General features: G+C 73.5%; 20 protein-coding genes. 6 read left to right on the plus strand and 14 right to left on the minus strand.

All coding sequences use genetic code 11. The features are described from left to right. Window positions 1-118: 118 nt before the first annotated feature. Entirely contained in the window at window positions 119-4,099 is a 3,981-nt protein-coding gene (hrpA, locus tag AB0C35_RS40890; protein WP_358468218.1) for an ATP-dependent RNA helicase HrpA, read from the plus strand. 29 nt (window positions 4,100-4,128) lie between these two features. On the opposite strand, the gene AB0C35_RS40895 is transcribed toward hrpA, so the two are convergent. After that, window positions 4,129-4,353: a hypothetical protein gene (locus AB0C35_RS40895; RefSeq protein WP_358468221.1), complete on the minus strand. Its 225-nt coding sequence runs from the start codon at window positions 4,351-4,353 to the stop codon at window positions 4,129-4,131. A 56-nt stretch (window positions 4,354-4,409) separates the two neighbouring features. Here AB0C35_RS40895 and pip point away from each other — a divergent pair, with 56 nt between their 5' ends. Together pip and AB0C35_RS40905 are read left to right on the plus strand one after the other, a co-directional pair. Then, complete coding sequence (pip, locus tag AB0C35_RS40900; RefSeq protein WP_358468224.1) at window positions 4,410-5,363, plus strand: prolyl aminopeptidase; 954 nt, start codon at window positions 4,410-4,412, stop codon at window positions 5,361-5,363. Between the two features lie 79 nt (window positions 5,364-5,442). Continuing rightward, entirely contained in the window at window positions 5,443-6,987 is a 1,545-nt protein-coding gene (locus AB0C35_RS40905; protein WP_358468227.1) for a chromosome segregation ATPase, read from the plus strand. A gap of 18 nt (window positions 6,988-7,005) precedes the next feature. Here AB0C35_RS40905 and AB0C35_RS40910 read toward each other — a convergent pair whose 3' ends face one another. The 10 genes from AB0C35_RS40910 to AB0C35_RS40955 all read right to left on the minus strand — a co-directional run bounded on the left by AB0C35_RS40910 (window position 7,006) and on the right by AB0C35_RS40955 (window position 16,202). Beyond that, window positions 7,006-7,221 (minus strand): hypothetical protein, encoded by a 216-nt coding sequence (locus tag AB0C35_RS40910; protein ID WP_358468230.1) that lies wholly within the window; start codon window positions 7,219-7,221, stop codon window positions 7,006-7,008. A gap of 154 nt (window positions 7,222-7,375) precedes the next feature. After that, on the minus strand, window positions 7,376-8,011 hold the full coding sequence (locus AB0C35_RS40915; protein ID WP_358468233.1) for a hypothetical protein: 636 nt from the start codon (window positions 8,009-8,011) through the stop codon (window positions 7,376-7,378). Window positions 8,012-8,175: 164 nt separating this feature from the next. Continuing rightward, window positions 8,176-8,691 (minus strand): hypothetical protein, encoded by a 516-nt coding sequence (locus tag AB0C35_RS40920; protein WP_358468236.1) that lies wholly within the window; start codon window positions 8,689-8,691, stop codon window positions 8,176-8,178. Window positions 8,692-8,792: 101 nt separating this feature from the next. Continuing rightward, window positions 8,793-10,142 carry an AAA family ATPase gene (locus AB0C35_RS40925; protein ID WP_358468239.1) on the minus strand — a complete coding sequence of 450 codons (1,350 nt, stop codon included), beginning with the start codon at window positions 10,140-10,142 and terminating at the stop codon, window positions 8,793-8,795. Beyond that, window positions 10,139-11,611, minus strand: coding sequence for a hypothetical protein (locus AB0C35_RS40930; protein ID WP_358468242.1), 1,473 nt, complete (start codon window positions 11,609-11,611; stop codon window positions 10,139-10,141). Before AB0C35_RS40930 ends, AB0C35_RS40925 begins: the two co-directional genes overlap by 4 nt. Window positions 11,612-11,618: 7 nt before the next feature. Continuing rightward, entirely contained in the window at window positions 11,619-12,713 is a 1,095-nt protein-coding gene (locus AB0C35_RS40935; RefSeq protein ID WP_358468245.1) for a hypothetical protein, read from the minus strand. After that, entirely contained in the window at window positions 12,710-13,552 is an 843-nt protein-coding gene (locus tag AB0C35_RS40940; protein ID WP_358468248.1) for a hypothetical protein, read from the minus strand. The genes AB0C35_RS40935 and AB0C35_RS40940 overlap by 4 nt, the downstream gene beginning before the upstream one ends. A gap of 93 nt (window positions 13,553-13,645) precedes the next feature. Next, window positions 13,646-14,512, minus strand: coding sequence for an NAD(P)-dependent oxidoreductase (locus tag AB0C35_RS40945; protein WP_358468251.1), 867 nt, complete (start codon window positions 14,510-14,512; stop codon window positions 13,646-13,648). A 118-nt stretch (window positions 14,513-14,630) separates the two neighbouring features. Next, entirely contained in the window at window positions 14,631-15,686 is a 1,056-nt protein-coding gene (locus AB0C35_RS40950) for a phosphotransferase (protein ID WP_358468254.1), read from the minus strand. Between the two features lie 114 nt (window positions 15,687-15,800). Continuing rightward, window positions 15,801-16,202, minus strand: coding sequence for a nitroreductase family deazaflavin-dependent oxidoreductase (locus tag AB0C35_RS40955; RefSeq protein ID WP_358468257.1), 402 nt, complete (start codon window positions 16,200-16,202; stop codon window positions 15,801-15,803). Between the two features lie 172 nt (window positions 16,203-16,374). On the opposite strand from AB0C35_RS40955, the gene paaI reads away from it, so the two are divergent. After that, entirely contained in the window at window positions 16,375-16,773 is a 399-nt protein-coding gene (paaI, locus tag AB0C35_RS40960) for a hydroxyphenylacetyl-CoA thioesterase PaaI (protein WP_358468314.1), read from the plus strand. A gap of 40 nt (window positions 16,774-16,813) precedes the next feature. On the opposite strand, the gene AB0C35_RS40965 is transcribed toward paaI, so the two are convergent. Then, window positions 16,814-17,680 (minus strand): helix-turn-helix transcriptional regulator, encoded by an 867-nt coding sequence (locus AB0C35_RS40965; protein WP_358468317.1) that lies wholly within the window; start codon window positions 17,678-17,680, stop codon window positions 16,814-16,816. 642 nt (window positions 17,681-18,322) lie between these two features. Between AB0C35_RS40965 and AB0C35_RS40970 the strand changes: the two genes are divergently transcribed. Continuing rightward, window positions 18,323-18,631, plus strand: coding sequence for a hypothetical protein (locus AB0C35_RS40970; protein WP_358468261.1), 309 nt, complete (start codon window positions 18,323-18,325; stop codon window positions 18,629-18,631). 71 nt (window positions 18,632-18,702) lie between these two features. On the opposite strand, the gene AB0C35_RS40975 is transcribed toward AB0C35_RS40970, so the two are convergent. Both AB0C35_RS40975 and AB0C35_RS40980 read right to left on the minus strand, forming a co-directional pair. After that, a complete protein-coding gene (locus AB0C35_RS40975) occupies window positions 18,703-19,482 on the minus strand; it encodes an ABC transporter permease (RefSeq protein WP_358468264.1) in 780 nt (259 codons plus the stop codon). Continuing rightward, window positions 19,479-20,420, minus strand: a complete 942-nt coding sequence (locus AB0C35_RS40980) for an ATP-binding cassette domain-containing protein (RefSeq protein WP_358468267.1) — start codon at window positions 20,418-20,420, stop codon at window positions 19,479-19,481. The genes AB0C35_RS40975 and AB0C35_RS40980 overlap by 4 nt, the downstream gene beginning before the upstream one ends. Before the next feature lie 157 nt (window positions 20,421-20,577). On the opposite strand from AB0C35_RS40980, the gene AB0C35_RS40985 reads away from it, so the two are divergent. Then, window positions 20,578-21,717 (plus strand): sensor histidine kinase, encoded by a 1,140-nt coding sequence (locus tag AB0C35_RS40985; protein ID WP_358468270.1) that lies wholly within the window; start codon window positions 20,578-20,580, stop codon window positions 21,715-21,717.

Here is a 21,717-nt window from a genome sequence, read left to right on the forward strand (position 1 = left end):
GTCGCGGGCGGCGGTTACGGTGCGAAGATTGCGGACCCGCCTCCTTCGCCAGGCCCCGGCGGCTTCGGCACCCGCGGGGCGGGCCGCGCGGCCCGGGATCCTATTCTTGACGACGGTTATGAGGACGCCTGTGAGATCGCCGCTCGCCGACCTGCGCGCGCGCCTGCCGGAGCTGATGCTGCGCGATCAGCACCGGCTGCGCCGCCGGATCGACGGCGCCCAGAAGACGCGCGACGCCGGCCGGCGCGCCAAGGTCGCCGAAGAGATCACCGCCGACATCGAGGCCGCCGAGCGGCGGGTGGCGCGGCGGCGCCTCGCCGTGCCCGCGATCACCTACCCGGCGCAGCTGCCGGTCGCGCAGAAGAAGGACGACATCCTCGCCGCGATCCGCGACCACCAGGTCGTGATCGTCGCGGGCGAGACGGGCTCCGGCAAGACCACCCAGATCCCCAAGATCTGCCTTGAGCTCGGCCGCGGCGTGCTCGGCTCGATCGGGCACACCCAGCCGCGCCGGCTCGCCGCCCGCACGGTCGCCGACCGCATCGCCGAGGAGCTCGGCACCGAGCTCGGCGACGCCGTCGGCTACAAGGTGCGCTTCACCGACCGCGCCGGCGACGACACGCTCGTCAAGCTGATGACCGACGGAATCCTGCTCGCCGAGATCCAGAACGACCGGCTCCTCCGCCAGTACGACACGCTGATCATCGACGAGGCGCACGAGCGCAGCCTGAACATCGACTTCCTGCTCGGCTACATCAGGGAGATCCTGCCGCGCCGCCCGGACCTCAAGGTGATCATCACCTCGGCGACGATCGACCCGGAGCGGTTCGCGGAGCATTTCAGCGGGTTCGGGGGACCGTCCCCCGATGGGCGCGGCGGTCGCGCGCCGATCGTGGAGGTGTCGGGGCGCACGTATCCGGTGGAGGTCCGGTACCGGCCCGTCGCCGACCCGGACGACCCGTCCGCCGACCCCGACCGCGACCAGGTCCAGGCGATCGTGGACGCCGTGGACGAACTGGGTCGCGAGGACCCGGGCGACGTGCTGGTGTTCCTCAGCGGCGAACGGGAGATCCGCGACACCGCCGACGCGCTGACCAAGCACTTCACCCGGCAGCGCGGAGCGACCGAGGTCCTGCCGCTGTACGCGCGGCTGTCGTCCGCCGAGCAGCACCGGGTGTTCCAGCCGCACCGCGGGCGGCGGGTGGTGCTGGCGACGAACGTCGCCGAGACGTCGCTGACCGTCCCGGGCATCAAGTACGTCGTCGACCCCGGCACGGCTCGGATCTCCCGCTACAGCCACCGCCTGAAGGTGCAGCGGCTCCCGATCGAGCCGGTCTCCCAGGCGTCGGCGAACCAGCGCAAGGGACGCTGCGGCCGGGTGTCCGACGGCGTGTGCATCCGGCTCTACTCCGAGGAGGACTTCGAGTCCCGCCCGGAGTTCACCGAGCCCGAGATCCTGCGCACGAACCTCGCGTCGGTCATCCTGCAGATGACGGCCCTCGGCCTCGGCGACATCGCGGCGTTCCCGTTCGTCGAGCCGCCGGACCGCCGCAACGTCAAGGCGGGCGTCGACCTGCTCCACGAGCTGGGCGCCATCGACCCGTCCGAGAAGGACCCCCGCAAGCGGCTCACCCCGCTCGGCCGCAGCCTCGCCCAGCTGCCCGTCGACCCGCGCCTGGGCCGCATGGTCCTAGAGGCCGACAAGAACGGCTGCGTCCGCGAGGTGCTGATCATCGCGTCGGCGCTGTCGATCCAGGACCCGCGGGAGCGTCCTGCCGAGAACCAGCAGGCGGCCGACGACAGGCACCGCCGGTTCGCCGACCCCACGTCCGATTTCCTGGCTTACCTGAACCTGTGGAACTACCTGCGCGAGCAGCAGCAGGAGCTGTCGGGCAGCGCGTTCCGGCGCATGTGCAAGAGCGAGTTCCTGCACTTCCTGCGCATCCGCGAATGGCAGGATCTGCACGGCCAGCTCAAACAGGTCGCCAAGTCCCTCGGCGTCACGCTCAACACCACCGACGCCGCACCCGACCGCATCCACACCTCGCTGCTCGCGGGCCTCCTGTCGCACATCGGGCTCGCCGACGCCGACAAGAAGGACAAGCAGCGCCGGGGCCAGGAGTACGCCGGCGCGCGCGGCGCGAAGTTCGCCGTGTTCCCCGGGTCGTCGCTGTTCAAGAAGCCGCCGCGCTGGGTCATGTCGGCCGAGCTGGTCGAGACGTCCCGGCTCTGGGGACGGATCAACGCCAGGATCGAGCCCGAGTGGATCGAACCGCTCGCGCAGCACCTGGTGAAACGCAACTACAGCGAGCCGCACTGGTCGAAGCGGCAGGCCGCGGTCATGGCGCGCGAGAAGGTCACGCTGTACGGCGTGCCGATCGTCGCCGACCGCCGCGTCAACTACGGCCGCATCGACCCCGGACTGTCCCGCGAGCTGTTCATCCGGCACGCGCTCGTCGAAGGCGACTGGGAGACCCACCACCGGTTCTTCCACGACAACCGCGCCCTGCTGGACGAGGTGGAGGAGCTGGAGCACCGCGCCCGGCGCCGCGACATCCTCGTCGACGACGAGACCCTCTTCGACTTCTACGACGAGCGGGTCCCCGACGACGTCGTGTCCGGGCGGCACTTCGACTCCTGGTGGAAGAAGGCCCGGCAGGCGGACCCGGACCTGCTCTCGTTCGAGAAGTCGATGCTCATCAACGAGACCGCGGGCGGCGTCAGCGAGGCCGACTACCCGGACGTGTGGAAGCAGGGCGCGCTGCGCCTGCGCCTCACCTACCAGTTCGAGCCGGGCGCCGACGCCGACGGCGTGACCGTGCACGTCCCCGTCCAGGTCCTCAACCAGGTGCGGCCCGACGGGTTCGAGTGGCTGGTCCCCGGCCTGCGCGCCGAGCTGCTCACCGAGCTGATCCGGTCGCTGCCCAAGCAGCTGCGGGTCAACTTCGTCCCGGCGCCCGACTACGCCCGCAAGGTCCTCGACCGCGTCGCGCCGCGCAGCGAACCGCTCCTGGACGCCCTGGAACGCGAGCTGACCGCGATGACGAGCGTGCCCGTCGCCCGGGAGGCGTGGGATCCGTCCCGGCTGCCCGCCCACCTGCGCATCACGTTCCGCGTCGTGGACGACGGCGCCGCCGGAGGGGGCCGCGCGCTCGGCGGGGGCACCGACCTGGACGAGCTGAAACGCCGCCTGGCGGGCAAGGTGCGCGGGACGCTGTCCCAGGCGGCGTCCACCATCGAGCGCTCCGGCCTCACCGAGTGGACGATCGGGGAGCTGCCCCGCACCTACGAGCAGAAGCAGGCGGGCTACGACGTCAAGGCGTACCCGGCGCTCACCGACGAGGGCGACGGCGTCGCCGTCCGCATGTACGAGACGGAGGCGGAGCAGCGCCGCGCCATGTGGCTCGGCACGCGGCGCCTCATCCTGCTGAACGCGCCGTCGCCGGTGAAGCTCATCCGCGGCCGCCTCACCAACAAGGGCAAGCTCGCGCTCAGCCACAACCCGCACGGTTCCGTCACCGCGCTGTTCGACGACTGCGTCACCGCCGCCGCCGACCGGCTCATCGCCGAGGCCGGCGGGCCGGCCTGGGACGAGGACGGCTTCCGCGCCCTGTACGACCGCGTCCGCGCCGACCTGCACGACGCGACCGCGCAGATCGTCGCGCTGGTCGAACGCATCCTGGCCGAGGCGCACGAGGCCGACCGGCGGCTGCGCGGCACCACGAGCCTCACGCTCGTCCCGGCGCTGACCGAGATCCGCGGCAACCTCACCGCGCTCGTCCACCCGGGGTTCGTCACCGCGACCGGATGGGCGCGGCTGCCCGACCTGCCCCGCTACCTGCGCGCGCTGCAGATCAGGCTCGACAAGCTCCCCGAGAACCCCGGCCGCGACCGGACGCTCGCGCACCAGGTCGACGTCCTCGCGCGGGAGTACGACCAGACGCTGCGCCGCCTGCATCCGTCCCGCCGCGACGACGAGCCCGCGCGGCAGGTCCGCTGGATGCTGGAGGAACTGCGGGTCAGCCTCTTCGCCCAGCAGCTCGGGACGCGTTTCCCCGTCTCCGACAAGCGCATCCGCAAGGCGATGGCCCAGCTCTGACGCGGGTGGGTTCCGCTCCGGCCACCCGCTCAGTCCGCGTCGTAGGCGAACAGCTCCAGGTGGGTGCACTCGCTGCACCGGAAGGCGTGCACCTGCAGCCGCGGCCGCCCGAACAGCTTCGCGCCGCCGAGGATGCCGCGCTCCAGCGGGCCGGAGACCCAGCGGGAGAAGCCGCGGGCGGACTGGCCGGAGTCCTCGATGAAACCCTGCTGAAGACTCGTGCTCCCGCACAACGTGCACCTAAGCTCCGTCATCCCCGGGATGATAGGCGCGAACGAATCATGATCGTTTATCGGGTATGACTGGTCTCATGGGATCGCGGGAGTTCTATCCACCGGCCGAACCGTACGACTCCGGGCTGCTCGACGTCGGCGACGGGAACCGGATCTACTGGGAGACCTGCGGGAACCCGGACGGCAAGCCCGCCGTGTTCCTGCACGGCGGGCCCGGTGGGGGGCTGCTGCCCGACCACCGGCGGTTCTTCGACCCGTCCGCCTACCGGATCGTGCTCTTCGACCAGCGCAATTGCGGGCAGAGCGTCCCGCACGCCGGCGACCCGGCGGTATCGCTGGAGAACAACACCACTCCGCACCTGGTCGCCGACATGGAACGGCTGCGCGAGCACCTGTCCGTCGACCGCTGGCTCGTGTTCGGCGGAAGCTGGGGCAGCACCCTCGCCCTCGCCTACGCGCAGGCGCATCCCGACCGGGTGTCGGAGATGGTTTTGCGCGGCGTCTATCTCGTCCGCCCGCCCGACGAGGCGTGGGCGTTCACCCCGACCGGCGCGGCGCATCTCTTCCCCGCCGAGTGGGCCGCGTTCCGCGACGCGATCCCGCCCGCCGAGCAGGGCGACCTGATCGCCGCCTACGGCCGCCGCATCGGCGACCCGGACCCGGCCGTCCACGTCCCCGCGGCCCGGGCGTGGATGGGCTGGGAACTCGCCGCGAACACGCTCCTGCCGGTCCCGCCGCCGGACCTGAACGAGCCACTCGTCCTGGCCTTCGCCCGCATCACGCACCACTACATCTCCCGCGGCGGCTTCCTCCCGGACGGCGGTCTGCTCGCGGGCGTCGACCGCATCCGGCACATCCCCGCCGTGATCGTGAACGGCCGCTACGACATGAAGACCCCGCCGGACCAGGCCTGGGATCTGCACCGCGCCTGGCCGGAGGCGGAGTTCCACATCGTTGAGGACGCCGGTCACGGCGGCGCCGAGCCCGGCACGCGCGACCGTCTCATCGAGGCGACCGACCGTTTTCGCTAAGTTGACTACGACGTGGGCACCCCCACATGTACCACCCAAGTCACTGCAGTCACGCGGATCAGTGCGTATGGTTCATTCCATGCCTAACAGCGAAGAGCGCGACAATAGCGGCCCCCAGGGGACGGCCGCGGCTCCCCAGGCCGGCGCGGTCTCCGAAGGCGCGGGGGACGGGGACAGGGGGTCCGGCGGATCCGCCGAGACGGCGGTCGCGCGGATGGGCGAACCGGTCACCGTGTGGCCCTGCGCCAACTGCGGACGTCCCGTGCCGCAGCCGGTCGGAGCCGTCCGCACCGTCCGGTACTGCCAGGACAACGACGGCGCCTGCGCCGGCGAGGCGCGCGACCGCAGGGAACGCGGACGGGACGCGCCGGGCCTCACCGGGCAGGTCGCCTCGGCGTGGGAGATGGTGGAACGGCTGGAGAAGGCCGCCGACCTGCTCGCCGACTCCCTGACGTCCGAGCTGAGCGTCGCCGGCATCGAGCGGCGCGTCGCCGAGGTGCGCGCCGAGGCCGCCCGCGAGCTCGCCATCGCGCAGAGCGAGCGCGACGCGTCCCAGCGCCGCGCCCAGGAGGCGTGGCACGAGGCGTCGACGTCGCGGCAGCGCGCCGACACCGCCGAGCGGGACGCGGCCGGCGCCCGCGAGGAGGCCAAGCTCGCCACCGCCAAGCGCGACGCCGCGCAGCAGGCGTGGGAGGAGGCCCACCAGATCGCGCAGCAGTCGGTGAGCGCGAAGCTGGCCGCCGAAAGCGAACGCGACCGCGTCGCCGCCCGCGAGACCGAACTGCTCGCCGCGCTCGAGAACGCCCGCGCCGAACTCGTCGCCGTGCACGCCAAGTTCGCCGAGGCCGAGGGCGCCGCCGAGTCGCAGCGCGTCGAGGCCGCCGTCGCCAAGCAGGGCGCCGAGGACCTCCGCAACGCCATGCGCGACACCGAGGCGCAGCGGCAGCGCGCCATGCAGGCCGCCAGCAAGGCCGAGGCCGAGCGGACCGCCGCGCTGCGCGCCCAGTCCGAGGCCGAGGCGGAGGTCGTCCGCGCCAACGCGCGCGCCGACGAGGCCGCCAAGGAACGCGACGCCGCGCAGGCCCACGCCCAGGCCGCCACCGCGGAGCGGGACGAGCTCACCGGCAAGGTCAACGACCAGGCGGTTCAGCTGCGGCAGCTGTCGCAGTCGGTGGCCGAGCAGCAGGCCGCGCTCACCGCCCTCGCCGAGGAGCGCGACGCGGCCCGCGCCGAGGCCGACCGCGCCCGCCGCCAGATCGACCAGTTCACGCACAGCACGCTGTCGTCCGGCGTCCCGCCGGGCGGCCGGATGCCCGGCGGCGGCAACCCGATGCCCCCTCCGGCGCACCCGCACGGCACGGGACCGCAGCCCGCCGCCATGCCGCCGGGGCCGCCCCCGATGGGCGGGCCCGTCCCGAGCATGCCGCAGGCGCACCACGGCTCCCCGATGCCGCTCGGCGCGCCCGTCCCGAACGGCGCGCCCGTCCCGAACGGCGCGCCCGTCCCGAACGGGACGCTCGGCTCGAACACCGGGAACACCCCGATCCCCGGCGCCGGCCCCCCGAACCACGCCCGCCCGGTCAACGGCGCGGACCGGGAGGACCCCCTCTTCACCGGCCCCTGACGGACGCGCGGCCCCGGCTCAGCCGTACCTGACCGCCAGGAACAGCGCCAGGGCCGCCACCGCCCAGATCATCGCGACATGGCCGCGCTCCCGCGCCGCCGCCTGCCGCAGGCCGACGATCCGCCGCCGGCTGAGCCGCAGGTCCGACACGGCGCGGCGGGCGCGCTCCCAGTGCACCCCCATGTAGATCGCCAGGGCCGCGACCCCGAGAAGCAAAAGAACGTTTCCGCTCATCAGACCCGCCTCCGTTTTCGCGGAAGCTCAGATTGAACAGCGGAACCGGCCGGTCCGACAATGTCCGGCGACACATTTCCGGAAACCATGCGGAACCGGACCGGGTCGGCCGCGAACGGATCATCGGCCGCGAGCGGATCATCGGCCGCGAGCGTCAGTGCCCGAACCGCTCCGGGTCGATCTCGATCCAGATCTGCTCGGCGCGGCCCAGCAGCCGCCCGTCCGCCCCGTACAGCGCCGTCGCCGCGTGCATCTTGCGGCCCTCGCGGCTGCGCGCGAGCCCCAGCACGACGCACTGCTCCCCGGCCTCGGGCACGTCCATCACCTGCGCGGTCATCGTGCCGAGCACGGCGGGACGCTCCGCCACGCCGAACGACCATCCGCCGGGGCAGTCCAGCGCCGCCCACACCAGTTCCCGTTCGGGCACCCGCTCCGGCACCCACGGCGCCGCGACGGTGTCGTCGGCGACCGGCCCCGGTTCGAGCCGCAGCCCGTCGCCCGGCTCCCGCTCCGGCCCGCACACGAAGCAGCCGGGGAACGGGTGGCTCTCCGCCGCCCGGTACTTCTCCGCGGCCTCCAGCGCCCGCTCGAACGGGACGGGCGCGATGGGCGGCACGACGATCGCCCCCGCGAGCGCCTCCGCGATCAGCAGTTCCCCGTCCCAGAGCCGCGCACTGTGCCCGCGCTCGTCCTCGACCGTCACGGTCATCTCGGTGTCCAGCGGCGGCGGCCGCCGCAGCGTCACCGTCACCGTGTCGATCAGCACCCGCCCCGCGAGCCGCCCCGCCACATACCCACCGTTCCCGGACCCGTCCGGCCCATGGAACCGCCCGTCAATGATCACTGTGTTCCCCCGTGGTAAAGCGCACCCCAACAAAACGGGACTGATTCTAATGACCCGCCCCGACACTTCACCCCGAACCCCCCACCTCGCGTGCGGGGCCGGGCTCGGACTCACACGGCGCGCGAGGGCTGCGGGCGGCCCGGGCGGGTGGTGAAGAACACCGAGAGGGAGCCCTTGAGGCGTGCGCGGACGGTCTCCTCGTCGACGGGGCCGTCCTCGGGGACCGGGGTGCGGTCGAGGGCACGGTCGATGAGGACGTCGATGTTGCGGTCGGCGACCAGGACCGAGCACGTGTCGCAGGCGTACCACGGGTAGAGCATGTTCAGGACGGCGACGGCGGTGTCGTCGTCCGACAGCTGCGTCGTGTCCAGCTCGACCTCGAACATGTCGGTGTCCTCGGGGTCCAGCGTGGGGTAGTAGAGCCAGCTCGGCCCGGAGCCGCCGCAGAAGTCGCAGCGCTGGTCCTGCGGGGCGGGTTCGCCGACGGCGAGCTCCAGCTCGTGGTCCCACGGCTCCACCCGCCGGTTGTGGCGGTAGCCGACCCCGTCGAGCGAGCCTTCGCGGTTGTGGGTGACGTCGTGCACCTCGCCGCCGCAGCGGGCGCACATGAAGCCGATGTCCTCCATGTCCCTCCCCTGATCGCTGAGGCACCGGCTCTCACAGTATCCGTCCGGGCCCCTCGCTCGTACCCGGGCACCGCGATCCGGGGCACTTTGAAGATCTTCTTTCATCCGGCGGGGACGCGGTGGTGGGCCAGGTGGGCGAGGACGGATTGGTTGGCCTCCCAGCCGTCCGGGAACTTCACGGGCACGCCGAGATGCACCGGTTCGGCGGACGGGTGCGCGTCGAGCAGTTCGGGGATGCCCGCCCGCGCCACCACGACGCACGCGTGCCGGTGCCGGGACGTCAGGACGCAGAGGCGCCCGGACTCCAGGTGGAAGGCGGTGGCGTCGCGGCGTCCCGACAGGGGGTGCAGGACGACCGTCGCGTCGTACTCGCGGCCCTGGAGCCGGTTCGCGGTGTCGACGGTGATGCCTTCGCCGTGCGGGCCGAGCGCGGCGCGGATCGCGGTGACCTGGTCGCGGTGGGCCGCGCCGATCGCGACGCGCGCCGCGTCGACCGGGCCCGACCCGAGTTCGGAGTGCGCCACGGGGCCGCGCTGCAGCAGCCGGACGGCCAGGGCCGCCGTCGCGCGGACCGCCTCGGCGTCGGTGCGGAGCGTGTGCCGCGCCGGCAGCTCGTAGAAGCCCCAGCCCGTCGCCGCCGCCTCTTCGAGCGCCCGGTCGTAGGTGGTGCCCATGCCGCGCGCCCCGAACTCCAGCCGCCGGTCGCCGGGCCCGGTGCCGGCGCGGAACCCGGTGAACGGGTAGAACGCCTCCGACACCACCGGCGCGGCGGACGAGGGCAGCCGCCACGACACCGGGAGCCGGTGGACGGGCAGGTCCGGGTTGTGCGCCAGCAGGACGGACACGGCGCTGCGCATCGGATCCCACGACAGGCCCGCCCAGCGCTCCACCTCGACGGTGGAGAACGGGTCGAGCTGCCCCGGATCGCCCACGAACAGCGCCCGCTGGAACCGCCCGGCGATGCGCAGCAGCATGTCCGAGCGCATCTGGTACGCCTCGTCCACGATCGCCCATGGCCAGGACCCGTCCGACAGCGTCGCCCACTTCGCTGCGGTGGCGATCACGATGGTGTGTTCGGCGAGGTCGTCGGCCTTCTGCGCGACCCGCACCGCCGGGTGCGCCAGTACCCGCTCGGACGGGACGTACCCCGACGCAGACAGGCGGCCGAGCGTCACGTCCGGGTGTTTGCCGGCGAGGCGGTCGATGAGGTCGTCGACCTGCTCGTTCGTCTGCGCCACGATCATCAGGCGCTCGCCGGACGCGGCCAGGTGCGCGGCGGCCCGGACGACCAGCGTGGACTTCCCGGCGCCGGGCGGAGAGTCGACGACGACGCCGCGGTGCCCGCCGCCGAGATCGGCGAGGACGCCGTCGACGACCCGCGCCGCCGCCTCGGAGGGGTCCAGATCGTCCGCCGTCACCGGCACCAGGCGGCGGTCCGCGTGTTCGGTCACGACCATTCCTCCTCGGCGTCCTCGTGGGTCGGCACGTACTCCTCGGGCGGCCCGCCGTGCGTCCACGGCGTGTCATCGCGGTCGGGGAACTTCGCCGCGCCGAACGAGCCGTCGGTCAGCGACGTGAAGCACACCCGGTCGCCGACCTGGGGGACGGCGCCCGGCTCGGGGGTGAGCTTGCGGCCCATCCCGCCGGTCAGCTCCAGCAGCACGGCTCCGTCGTCCAGGTCCACGATCCTCCCCTTGAGCGACGGCCGCGCGGCATTGCACACGGTCGTTCCGACGTCGAGCCGCACCGGGTCCTCCGTCCCGACTCGCAGGTGGGGGCGGAGCTTCGGCCGCTTGCCCGTCTCGTCCAGCCGGGCCGGGTCGCATTCGGTCACCGTGCCGCCGAACGCCTGGCCCGCCAGCCGGTGCTCGGCCATGACGAGCGGGTCGTCGAACGCCCGCTGCGCGTCGTAGGCGTCCTGGGCGCGTTCGAGGTCGTGCAGCCGCCGCGCCGCACGGACGGGCGGGTCGCGGCGCGCCTGCGGATACGCCTCGCCGAACGTCTGGTGGTAGTAGGTGAAGGCGTCCCGGTCACGCTCCCAGCGCTTCGGCACGCTCGCCCCCTCCGGCAGCGCGCGCAGCAGCGCGACGGCCTGCCACATCAGGTCCCAGGTCGGAGTGAGCTGGGAGGCGAGGACCGTGCGCAGCCGCTCCTCGGCGCGGGAGCCTCCGCCCGCCCGGTCGTAGGCGGCGATCGCCGGGGCGAGGACCTCGTTGTCGAACGTCGGGTCGGTCGTCGGTCCCGCCGGCGGGCACACCACCGGGTCCTCGGCCCGCGCCGCCGCGGCCGGGCCGTCCAGCCCGTCCGGTGGGTCGATCCAGCCCATCAGCGCCGCGAGGTTGCCGTCCTCCAGCGAACTCTGGCCCGTCGCCCAGTGCAGCCTCAGCATCTCCGTCATGGCGCCCAGCAGCGACGACCCGGGATGGTCGTACCGGTCGGCGAACCACGTCAGCCACCGGCCGAGCACCGGCACCGCCGCGTCCACCGCGTACGGGCCCTCCGTGCTGCGGAACCGCGTCGACCGCCCCACCATCCGCAGGAACGCGACACCGCCCCGGTTCGGCACGAGGAGCTGCGGAGCGTTCCCGTACCGGATCCGCTCCTCGCCCTCCTTGCCGGGCGGCAGCTCCTCCACGTCGCCGCGGCTCGTCTCGATGTGGTTCAGGACGAGCTTGGCGAGGCCGGCCGCGAACGCGAACCGCAGATCCCGGTTGCGCGGCTGCGGCACGATCAGCAGGGCCGGGTCGTCCGGGGCGCTCCCGGCCAGCACCGCCAGCGGCGCCGCCGCCTCACCGGCCAGCTTCAGCGGGACGAGCACCAGCGGCGCGTCCGGCAGGTGGCAGTGCCGCACCGTCGCGACCGGCCGCGCGACCCCGGCGGCCGCCGCCTCCAGCCGCGCGAGCGAGGACAGCGCGCTCATGTACCGATCACGCGACCCCGTCCAGGGCTTCGGCGCGGAGGCGGGCCGCGGTGCGCAGCTGGCCGGCCGTCTCCGCGAGGTCGTCGGACGGGGTGAGCGACCCGTCCGCCAGGGCGAGCGCGGTACCGATCGTGTCGACGCCGCCGAGGTCGTCGCGGACGGACCGGCCGAGCGCGCCCGTCGAGCCGTCCGTACGGGCCTCCTTCCGGCAGAACAGCGCCATCTCGCAGCCCGACATGCATTCCGGCGCGTACCGGGCCTCGACCGCCCGGACCGACTCGGCGAGCCCGTCCCCGGGCTCGAACGTCAGGTCGCCGGGCAGCTCCGCCAGGATCTCGTCGATGCGGGTGATGCGCGCGAGCTGCCGCTCCAGGACGGCGAGCTGCGGCCGCACGTCCAGCGGCGTCGCCGTCGGGCGGTTGGAGAAGTTCTCCGGGCACACGAGGAACACGTCGTGCGACACCCGCCCGGGATCGTGCCCGAGCTCGGCGACGAGCCGGCGCAGCGCCAGCACGTACACCGCGGACTGCCGCGCCGCCGCGGCGACCTGCTCCGGCTCGGCCTGCCCGTCCACCACGGCGAACGACTTGATCTCGATGACGTGCAGCCGCCCCGCGAGCTGGAACGCGATGACGTCCGGCTCCAGGTAGGCGAGCCGCCCGGCGATGTCGAGCCGCAGCAGCGGATGGTCGAACAGCGTGCCCTCACCGGTCTCCAGCGCGCGGGCGACCAGCCGGCGGGTCCGCGAGTGCCGCAGCTCCCGGCCCTCGTTGCCCGCGACCACCTCCAGGTCGTCGTAGGCCACCTCGGGGACGTCGAGGCCGAGCCGCTCGCGCAGCAGCGTCAGCAGCTCCGCGCACCCGTCCGCCTTCACCTGCGCCTCGAACACGTTCCCGCGCGTGATCGCGAACTGCGACTGCCCGAACGGCGCGGGGAAGCCCAGCTCCCGCGCCACCGCGTCCTTGTCGACGCCCGCCGCGTCCATCACCCCGCGGCGGGCGCAGCCGGGATTGGACGTCAGCGCGGCGATCGTGCGGGCGTCGTGATTGCGCGGGGGAGCGCCGCCGCGCAGCCGGTCCAGGTCCGGCGCGGTCTCGGTCATGGGTCCGTCTCTCCATTGCTGGCAGGGCGCCGTCCGGATTGCCGCAGGGCCCGCAGCCGGCTGCCGAACAGCAGTTCCGCGTCGTCGAGCTGTGCCCGGGCGCGCCCGGCCGCGGACGTGCGCCGCCGCCGGTCGGGCTCCCGGTGCACGTCCAGCTCGGCCCGGGCGGCCTCTTCGAGGGCGGCCGGATCGACGGTACCGACCGTACCGGTGACCGCACCGGGAATGTTGGACGCGAAACGCCACAGCAGCCGCTGCACACCGGGGGACGGCGTCCCCCTCCCGGCCTGCTCGGCCAGGCGTGCGGCGCTCGTGAGGAAGTCGGTGCGGGGGCTGAGCGGCCCGACGATCCGCTGCTCCAGCGGCCACGTGCTCACGGTGAGCAGCCCTCGGGCCGGTGCGAGCAGATCGGCGGTCAGCGCGGCGCACAGGTAGTACGGCCGCGCGTACGGCGCGGTGCGGAACGAGCGTTCCTCGTCGCGGCGCAGGCTCGTCAGCCTGCTCCCCGGGATCTCGCCGGGGAAGAACGCCGCGTACACCGAGCCGATCAGCTTGGGCGCGGCCGGCGCGCCGAGCAGGGTCAGCGCCTGGTGGACCTGCTCCCGGACGGGCAGCAGGCCGCGCGGCTCGGCGCCGGGATCCGCGCCGCCGCGGTCGCCCGCGGGGGCCTCACCGAGGACGGCGTCGTCCCAGGCCGCCTCGGCCTCGCGCAGCTCGGCGCGCAGTTCGCGGGCCTCCCGCCTGTCGCCGGCCGCCATGGCCCGGCGCACGGCGGCGCGCAGCTCGGTGATGCGCCGCTCCAGCTCGTCGGGGGTCGGGACGCCGGGGGGCCGGAACATGCGGCAGACAGTACAGGAGCTTCCAGACAGTTCCAGTGTTTTCCAGTTTTGTGTCGACCTTGGGCGTGGCAGTCCCCGGTCATCGCCGCCGGGTCAGCCGGGGAAGCTCGCGCGGTACGTGGCGGCCATGTCCTCGTCGCCGTGCCCCTGGGCGATGGCGCGGCGGAACCGCGCGCCGGACGCGTCGTTCACGTCCACCCGGATCCCGGCGGCCTCGGCGGCCTCGTGGATCAGCCGGGTGTTCTTCTCCGCGTTGCGGACGGCGAAGCTCGGCTCGAAGTCGTCCGCGAGCATGGCCTTCATCTTGACCTGCCGGTAGACGCTGTCGAGCGGGCCGCCGGCGAGGACGTCGCCGAGCAGGGCCGGGTCGAGCCCGAGTCCCTTGGTCAGCGCGACCGACTCGGCGACGACCGAGGTCAGCGAGATCGCGTAGCTGACGGCGGCGAGCTTGAGGCGGGTGCCCGCGCCGCCCGCCCCGTCCTCGTCCAGCCAGAGGGTCTTGGCGCCGACGCTGCCGAACACCGGCTCCAGGACGGTCCGCGCGTCCGGCGGCCCCGCCGCGAGGACGACCAGCTTCCCCTGTTCGGCGGGCTGCTTCGTCCCCTGGACGGGCGCGTCGACGAAGAGCAGCCCCCGGTCGGCGGCGAAACCGGCGAGCGGCGGCACGGACGCGACGCCGACCGTTCCCATCTGCGCCCAGATCTGCCCCGGACGCAGCGCGGGCGACGCGTCCGTCATCACCGACAGCGCCGTCTCGCCGTCGTCGAGCATCGTGATGACCACCTCGGCGCCGGCGGCGGCCTCGGCGGGGGAGCCCGCCACCGCCGCGCCGTCGCCCGCGAGGGGCTCGGCGCGCGACCGGGTGCGGTTCCACACCGTGACCCGGTGCCCGTCCCCGAGCAGTCTGCGGGCCATCGCCGCCCCCATGATCCCGGTGCCGAGCAATGCGACTGCCGTCATGTTCCCACCCCTTCGTGGACTGCCTTCGACCATGCATTGTTCTGGACTATGCGTTCTGGACCATGCGTTCTGGACCATGCGCTCCCTACCCCGGGAACCGCGGACCGTGCGGTATCGGCTAGCCGTAGGCGGGGCTGTCGCCCGGCACGTCCGCGTACACGGCGGCGTAGGGCGCCGCGAAAGCGTCCAGGGTGCGGTCCAACTGGGCGGACCACCAGGTCACCAGGGCGGCGAGGCCCCGTCCGCCGGTGCCGTCCTCGCCCAGGTACCGGTGCCGCAGCGGCGCGACGTCGCAGAGCCGCTCCCACCATTCGCGGTGCACCGCCGACTGGATCTGCCCCGCGTCCAGCGGGAACGCCGAGCGGTGCCCGCGCACGAACGCCTGGACGCGGTCGAGGTCGAGCCCCCGCTCGTCCTCGCAGGCGAACAGCCGCGCCGCGGCCCGCACGACCTCCCCGGCGACCGGGCCGGTCGTCAGCCCGTCCCAGCCGAGGACGGCGGTGACGTTGCCCGCCCCGCCGTACCGCAGATGCCCGGCATGGAACGCGCCGTGCAGATGGCCGACGGTGCTCACCTCGATCTCGGGCGGCTGATGCCCGGCGAACTCGGTGAGCAGTTCGCGCCGCTCCCGCAGGCGGCGGCCGGTCAGCGCGTCGAAGTCGGTACCGCCGTCGCCCGGGACGTCCCGCAGCATCGCGTCGACGGCGGCGGCCGCGTCCGCTGCGCGCGGCGTCGGCACCAGCAGGCTCTGCTGCACCGGCGGCGTGAGCCCGTCGAGCGCCGCGTGCAACCGCCCGAGCAGCTCGCCGAGGCTCTCGCACTGGCCGAACGTCAACTCCAGCCCGCCGCGCCCGCGCCCGCCCACCCACGGGTACAGGACGTAGCCGCGCCCGGCGGCGGTGACCAGCGTCCGGCCGCCGCGGGCGGGCACCGGCGCGAGCACCGGAAGGCCGGCCTCGTCGAGCGCGGTGGTCACGGTGTGCTGGAACAGGACGCGTCGCCGGACGGGCTCGGCGTACTCCTTCAGGAAGAACGCGCCGCCGGCCGTGTCGGCGCGCCAGCACCGGCGGCCGTGCCCGGCCGCGACCCGGCTCACGCCTTCCGGCGCGTCGATCTCCCAGCGTCTCAGCAGCCGCGGCGGCGGCTCGGTGTCAGCACTCTGTGACGTCGGCACCTCGGCACCTCGGCTGCGTCGGACGGACGGTGGTCGAATGAGTCGATGGTCGAATGAATGTTCTACGGCGACGCTACACGTCCCGCCCGCACCGCGAAAGGGAACCCGCTCGGCTCAGGCGGGTTCGAGGACGACCACGGGAATGTTCCGGGTCGTCTTCCGCTGGTAGTCGTCGTACGCGGGCCAGACGGCGGCCATCTTCCGCCACAGCGCGGGCTTCTCCTCGGGCGTCGCCGTCCGGGCCCGCGCGGTGAACTTGTCGCCCTTCACCTGGACCTTCACCTCGGGGTCCGCCGTGAGGTTCTCGTACCAGAGCGGATTGTGGTCCGCGCCGCCCAAGGACGCCACGACGACGTACGCGTCGCCTTCGGGCTGGTAGATGAGCGGTGTCGTGCGCTCCTTCCCGCTGCGGCGACCGGTCGTGGTGAGCAGCAGGGTGACGGTCCCCTGCCAGTCGTGCCCCTCCGCACCGTCCGTCTCCCGGTACCGCGCCACGTGCTCCTTGCCGAACAGCATTGGTCTCTCCTTCGCTCAGGTTTTCGCATCGGCCGCGCGCCCCCCCGCGCGGCCGTCCCCATAACCACCGGCCTGTGGATGTCCTTCCCGAGCGAACGTTTCCATTCATGTCCGCGACTACCCTGGGCCGGTGGACGACGCGGCTGAGGTGGCGCGGCGATGCGCCGAGACGATGTACGCACGGGACAAGGTCGCGCAGGACCTCGCCATGCAGATCATGGAGATCGCGCCCGGACTGGCACGGCTGCGGATGACGGTCGGCGACACCATGGTGAACGGGCACGGCATCGCGCACGGCGGCTACGTGTTCCTGCTCGCCGACTCCGCGTTCGCCTACGCGTGCAACACCCATGACGCCGTGACGGTCGCGGCGTCCGCGGACGTCGTGTTCGTCGCGCCCGCCCGCGCCGGGGACGTCCTTGAGGCGACCGCGGTGGAGCGCACCCGCTATGGCCGCAGCGGAGTCTACGACGTGACGGTGCGCCGCGTCCCGGACGGCGAGGTCGTCGTCGAGTTCCGCGGCGGGAGCCGCAGCCGCGACCAGCGCGTCCTCGGCGATCGCGCCCCCTGACCGGGGGCCGGGCCCTCCGCCGCGCGGGCGCTCGGGGCGATCAGAGGTCTTGGAGGACCCGGGTGAGCTGGCGCGCGGTGTCGTCGGGGCGCGCGGCGGTGATGCAGAGGTTGTTCATGGCGCGCATGTAGGTGTCGACGTCCGTCGGCTTGTCGAGGTAGAGCGCGCTGGTGAGCTGCTCCAGGTACACGACGTCGGAGAGGCCGGGCTCGGCGAACCGCAGGATCGTGAAGGGGCCGCCAGCGGCGGCGTGCCCGCCCGCGCCGAACGGCACGATCTGCAGCGTGACGTTGGGCATCTCGGACACCTCGATCAGGTGCTCGATCTGCCGCCGCATCACGTCGCGGCCGCCGAGGGGGCGGCGGACGACCGCCTCGTCCACCACGGCCCACAGCGTCGGCGCGCCGGGGGAGGTGAACCGCTCCTGCCGGATCGTGCGGAGCTGCACGCGCCGCTCGACCTCGTCCTCGGCCGCGTCGGAGAAGCCGAGGCGGACGACGGCGCGCGCGTAGTCCTCGGTCTGCAGCAGCCCGGGGACGAACTGCAGCTCGTAGGTGCGCAGCAGCGAGGCCGCCTCCTCCAGGCCGAGATAGACCTCGAACCAGCTCGGCAGCACGTCGCCGTACCGGTGCCACCATCCGGGGGTGTTGGCCTCCCTGGCCAGCTCCAGCAGCGGCGCCCGCTCGCCGGGGTCGTCGACGCCGTAGAGGGTGAGCAGGTCGGCGACGTCGCGTTCCTTGAACCCGACGCGGCCGAGCTCCATCCGGCTGATCTTGGAGTGCGAGCCGCGGATCTCGTAACCCGCCTGCTCCGTGGAGATGCCGCGCTCCTCGCGGAGCCTGCGGAGTTGGGCGCCGAGCAGAATGCGCAGGACGGTGGGGCCGCCGCGTCGGGGATAATCGATCAGCCGTCCGGCCGGATCACCTTCGGACGGAGGTGTTGGGGCAGCTGAATCCTGGGCCAAGGGGTCACCAGCCAGTCGACGGGTCTGCTCGTGGGCGGAACGGCACCGCGGAACGGCACCGCCCTATGTTAGAGGATGCGGACGGGTTTTTGGGAGGTATGAAAAACGCGTTCGGGTGCGAATCACCGGGTGCCGCGGAGATTGCGTGCATGACCGGCGGGCGGGCCGGTGACCTGTGCTGTCGGTGGCCGAATGGCTGCGGTACGTGTCGCCGCGGTGACAACCGAGTTGGCCGGGTGGTCATTTCCATCCCCCGCGGGTCACCGTTGGTGCATGAATTGCCCGGCGCGCTCCGGCGTTGCGCACGGCCAATCCCAGTCCAGTCATTCTCCGCGACGTCGTGTGACGCTCGAATGACGGCCGTCTCCCATTCCGGTGAATTTTCGGGGCGTCCCGCCGCGCAGATCATGCCAGAGCGGCCCCCTCCAGCGGCCGCGGGAGGGGGCCGCGTGATGAAGCTCTCGCTCCACCCGGGTGTGGTCAGGGAAGCATGCTGCGTTGGAGTGGGCAGAGGGGCGATCATCATCGCCGCTCCGCAGACGCGGCGACCACCGCACAACTTGGTAACTGGAAACTGGGGGAACCATGAACGCGACCCGTGAACGACCGGAGATCCGATTCCTGACCTCGGGCGATGTCACGGCGCACGAGCGCGCGGCGGCGGAACGCGCCGTCCAGACCGCGCTGAGGGACGCCCAGGGCGTCACGTCCGTCCGGGTCACGCTGAGCGTCGTGGCCGACCCGTCGCTGCCGCGCCCCGCGCTGGCCCAGGCCGTCGTCGAGATGAACGGCCGCCGGGTCCGTGCGCAGGCCGCCGCGCCGCGCATCGACGAGGCCATCGACATGCTCCGCGAGCGCCTGGCCGTCCGGACGTCCTCCCTGCAGGCGGGCTGAACCCGCCGCGCACGATCGGCCGGCGGCGCCCCCCCGGGGAGGGGACGCCGCCGATCGTGTCTCCGGGCCCGTCAGGCATCGCGCCGGGTGAGCGCGAGAGCGGCGAAGCCGAGCGGGACGAACACGTACGCCGCCATCACCGCCGCCGCCGCACCTGGGGACAGCACGTCGCCGTAGATGGAATTGTCCGCGCCGAGCCCGGCGGCCTGCCTGGGCAGCGCACTGGGCATCACCGACCCGATCCGCTCGTTCCACGGCTCCGGCAGGTGGAAGACCAGCATCGGCACCACGTGCCACAGCAGGACGACCGACACGAGCGCCCCGGCCGTCGACCGCAGCAGCGCGCCGAGCGACAGGCCGAGCAGCGCGAACATCGCCACCGACGTCCCCGAGATGACGAAACCCGGAAGGTCGTGGGCGATGGACGCCTGCTGGTCGGGGAACGGCCGGTCCCCGATGATGAGCCGCGTCCCGAGGAACGAGCCGATCGTCATGGCCTCGCCGGCGACGAGCGCGACCGTCCCGACCACCGCCGCCTTGGCCGCGAGGACCGTCCGGCGCCGGGGGAGCGCCGCGAAGGTGGTGCGGATCATGCCGGTGCGGTACTCGGACGTGACGGACAGCACGCCGAGGACGGCCAGGCACAGCCCCGCGACCCATCCGCCGATCTCCTGAAGCGGACGCAGCAGGAACTCCGCTCGGCGCTCGGCCGGCAGGCCGTCCCAGATGTGCGCCATCTGGAGCGCCAGCAGCAGGACGACCACGAGGAACAGGGCCGTCGCCGCCAGCACCCAGTACGTGGAACGGATCGACCTGAGCTTGTACCACTCCGCGGCGAGCGCGTCGGTCATGACGCCACCGCCCGGAACTCGGCGCCGCCGGCGGTCAGCTCCATGTACGCCTCCTCCAGCGAGGCGCTGCGCGGCGTCACCTCGTACAGCGGGATGCCCTGCGCGGCGGCCATGTCGCCGATGGCCGCGACGTCGAGCCCGGCGACCGTCAGGGCGCCGCCGGGCCCGGACCCGACCCCGGGCCCGGACCCGACCCCGGGCCCGGACTCGACGACGCCCCCGGCCGCCGCGAGCACCGCGGTCAGGTCGGCCGGCCGCGGCGTGCGCACCAGGACCCCGCGCCGGAACCGGTCCGCCAGCTCCCGCACCGACGTGTCGGCGATCAGCCGGCCCCGGCCGATGATGATCAGCCGGTCCGCGGTCAGCTCCATCTCGCTCATCAGATGGCTGGAGATCAGCACGGTCCGTCCCGCGGCCGCCAGCCCCCGCATCAGCTCCCGGATCCAGCGGACGCCGTCCGGGTCCAGCCCGTTCACCGGCTCGTCGAACATCAGTACCCCCGGATCGCCCAGCAGCGCCGCCGCGATCCCGAGCCGCTGCCTCATGCCGAGCGAGAACCCGCCGACCCGCCTGCGCGCGACCCCGGCCAAGCCCACCTGCTCCAGTACCTCCGTCACCCGTCCGGCCGCGATCTCGTTGCTGCGCGCCAGCCAGCCGAGATGGTCGAACGCGCGCCGCCCGCCGTGCACGGCGCCCGCGTCCAGCAGAGCCCCCACCTCCCGCATCGGCCGCCGCAGCGACGCGTACCGGCCCCCGTTCACCAGCGCCTCGCCGGACGTCGCCGCGTCCAGCCCCAGCAGCACGCGCATGGTCGTCGTCTTCCCGGCGCCGTTCGGCCCGAGGAATCCGGTCACCGTGCCCGGCCGCACTGCGAAGGACAGGCCGTCCACCGCGGTCGTCGCGCCGTAGCGCTTGGTCAGCTCACGTACTTCGATCATGCGGTCAACGGTCGTCCTCGAAGGCCCCTCCGCACATCGGAACCCGGGCGGGAACCGCGCGTGCGACCGTGCTCCGAGACCGCCGCCGCGCCTCCGACCCGGGTATGACGCCCGGCGGCACGACGCGCCCGCCCGGCCGTCCCGCTACTTTCGTGACGTGGACGATTCCGAGCTGCGCTCCCCGTTCTCCCGGCGGCTCAGCCGGCGCCGGCTGATCGGCCTGGACGCCGGGGCGGCGGCCGTCTGCACGCTCGCGCTGCTGCTGCTGTCCGGGGAGGCCGAAGCCTCCGCGGCCCTCGTGGCGCCGCTCGCCGCCGCGGTCGGCCTGCCGCTCGCTGTGCGGCGGCTCTGGCCCGTCCCCGTCTTCGCCTTCGTCCTGTCCGCCTCGTCGGTGATGCTTCTCCTCGGGCTGCCCTGGGACTCCTTCGTCGGCCCGGCGTTCGCCCTCTACGTCGTCGCGCTCACCCGAGTCCGCCGGCGGTGGATCCCGACGCCCCTGATCGGCGTGATCAGCGGTGCCGTCATCCTCGGCGGCGCGATGGCCGGCCCCGCGAACCGGGAGGCCGAGGCCGCCGGCCGGCTGCTGCTCGGGCTCGCCGTCCTCGGCGCGTCCTGGTCCCTCGGCCGCGTCGTCCGCGAACGTCGCGCCGAGACCGCCCGCGGCGCCCGCCAGTTCGCCGACCAGGCCGTCTCCGAAGAACGGCTCCGCATCGCCCGCGAACTCCACGACGTCGTCGCGCACAGCATGAGCCTGATCGCCGTCAAGGCCGGCGTCGCCGTCCACGTCGCCGAGGCCCGGCCGCAGGAGGCCCTCGACGCCCTCCGCGTCATCGAGACCACGAGCCGCGGCTCGCTCGCCGAAATGCGCCACCTCCTGGGCGTGCTGCGGACCGGCGGCACCGACGCCGACCTCACGCCGTCCCCGGGCCTCGCCGACCTGCCCGGCCTCGCCGAACGGGCCGCGATGGCCGGCGTCCACGTCGACCTCGAGGTCGACGCCGGGGAACTCCCCGAAGGCGTCGCGCTGTCCGCCTACCGCATCGTCCAGGAGGCGGTCACCAACGTCGTCAAGCACGCCGCCCCCGCCCGCTGCCGCGTCCGCGTCCGGGCCGACGGGCTCCGCCTGCGCGTCGACGTCACCGACGACGGCCCGGGCGTCCGCGTCCTCCCGGGCGGGGACGGGCACGGGCTGATCGGCATGCGCGAACGCGTCATGATGTACGGAGGCGACTTCACCGCCGGACCCCGTCCCGAAGGCGGCTTCGCCGTTTCGGCCGCCTTCCCGTACGAACCCTAG

This window comes from Spirillospora sp. NPDC048819, assembly GCF_040650055.1.
Lineage (GTDB): Bacteria > Actinomycetota > Actinomycetes > Streptosporangiales > Streptosporangiaceae > Spirillospora.

Coding starts and splice junctions, on each gene's coding strand:
- AB0C35_RS40905 (WP_358468227.1), top strand. CDS start 5,443: ATGCCTAACAGCGAAGAGCGCGACAATAGCGGCCCCCAGGGGACGGCC.
- AB0C35_RS40970 (WP_358468261.1), top strand. CDS start 18,323: ATGAACGCGACCCGTGAACGACCGGAGATCCGATTCCTGACCTCGGGC.
- AB0C35_RS40930 (WP_358468242.1), bottom strand. CDS start 11,611: ATGAGCGCGCTGTCCTCGCTCGCGCGGCTGGAGGCGGCGGCCGCCGGG.
- AB0C35_RS40940 (WP_358468248.1), bottom strand. CDS start 13,552: ATGTTCCGGCCCCCCGGCGTCCCGACCCCCGACGAGCTGGAGCGGCGC.
- AB0C35_RS40975 (WP_358468264.1), bottom strand. CDS start 19,482: ATGACCGACGCGCTCGCCGCGGAGTGGTACAAGCTCAGGTCGATCCGT.
- AB0C35_RS40980 (WP_358468267.1), bottom strand. CDS start 20,420: ATGATCGAAGTACGTGAGCTGACCAAGCGCTACGGCGCGACGACCGCG.
- AB0C35_RS40955 (WP_358468257.1), bottom strand. CDS start 16,202: ATGCTGTTCGGCAAGGAGCACGTGGCGCGGTACCGGGAGACGGACGGT.
- paaI (WP_358468314.1), top strand. CDS start 16,375: ATGTACGCACGGGACAAGGTCGCGCAGGACCTCGCCATGCAGATCATG.
- AB0C35_RS40910 (WP_358468230.1), bottom strand. CDS start 7,221: ATGAGCGGAAACGTTCTTTTGCTTCTCGGGGTCGCGGCCCTGGCGATC.
- pip (WP_358468224.1), top strand. CDS start 4,410: ATGGGATCGCGGGAGTTCTATCCACCGGCCGAACCGTACGACTCCGGG.
- AB0C35_RS40920 (WP_358468236.1), bottom strand. CDS start 8,691: ATGGAGGACATCGGCTTCATGTGCGCCCGCTGCGGCGGCGAGGTGCAC.
- hrpA (WP_358468218.1), top strand. CDS start 119: ATGAGGACGCCTGTGAGATCGCCGCTCGCCGACCTGCGCGCGCGCCTG.
- AB0C35_RS40895 (WP_358468221.1), bottom strand. CDS start 4,353: ATGACGGAGCTTAGGTGCACGTTGTGCGGGAGCACGAGTCTTCAGCAG.
- AB0C35_RS40935 (WP_358468245.1), bottom strand. CDS start 12,713: ATGACCGAGACCGCGCCGGACCTGGACCGGCTGCGCGGCGGCGCTCCC.
- AB0C35_RS40945 (WP_358468251.1), bottom strand. CDS start 14,512: ATGACGGCAGTCGCATTGCTCGGCACCGGGATCATGGGGGCGGCGATG.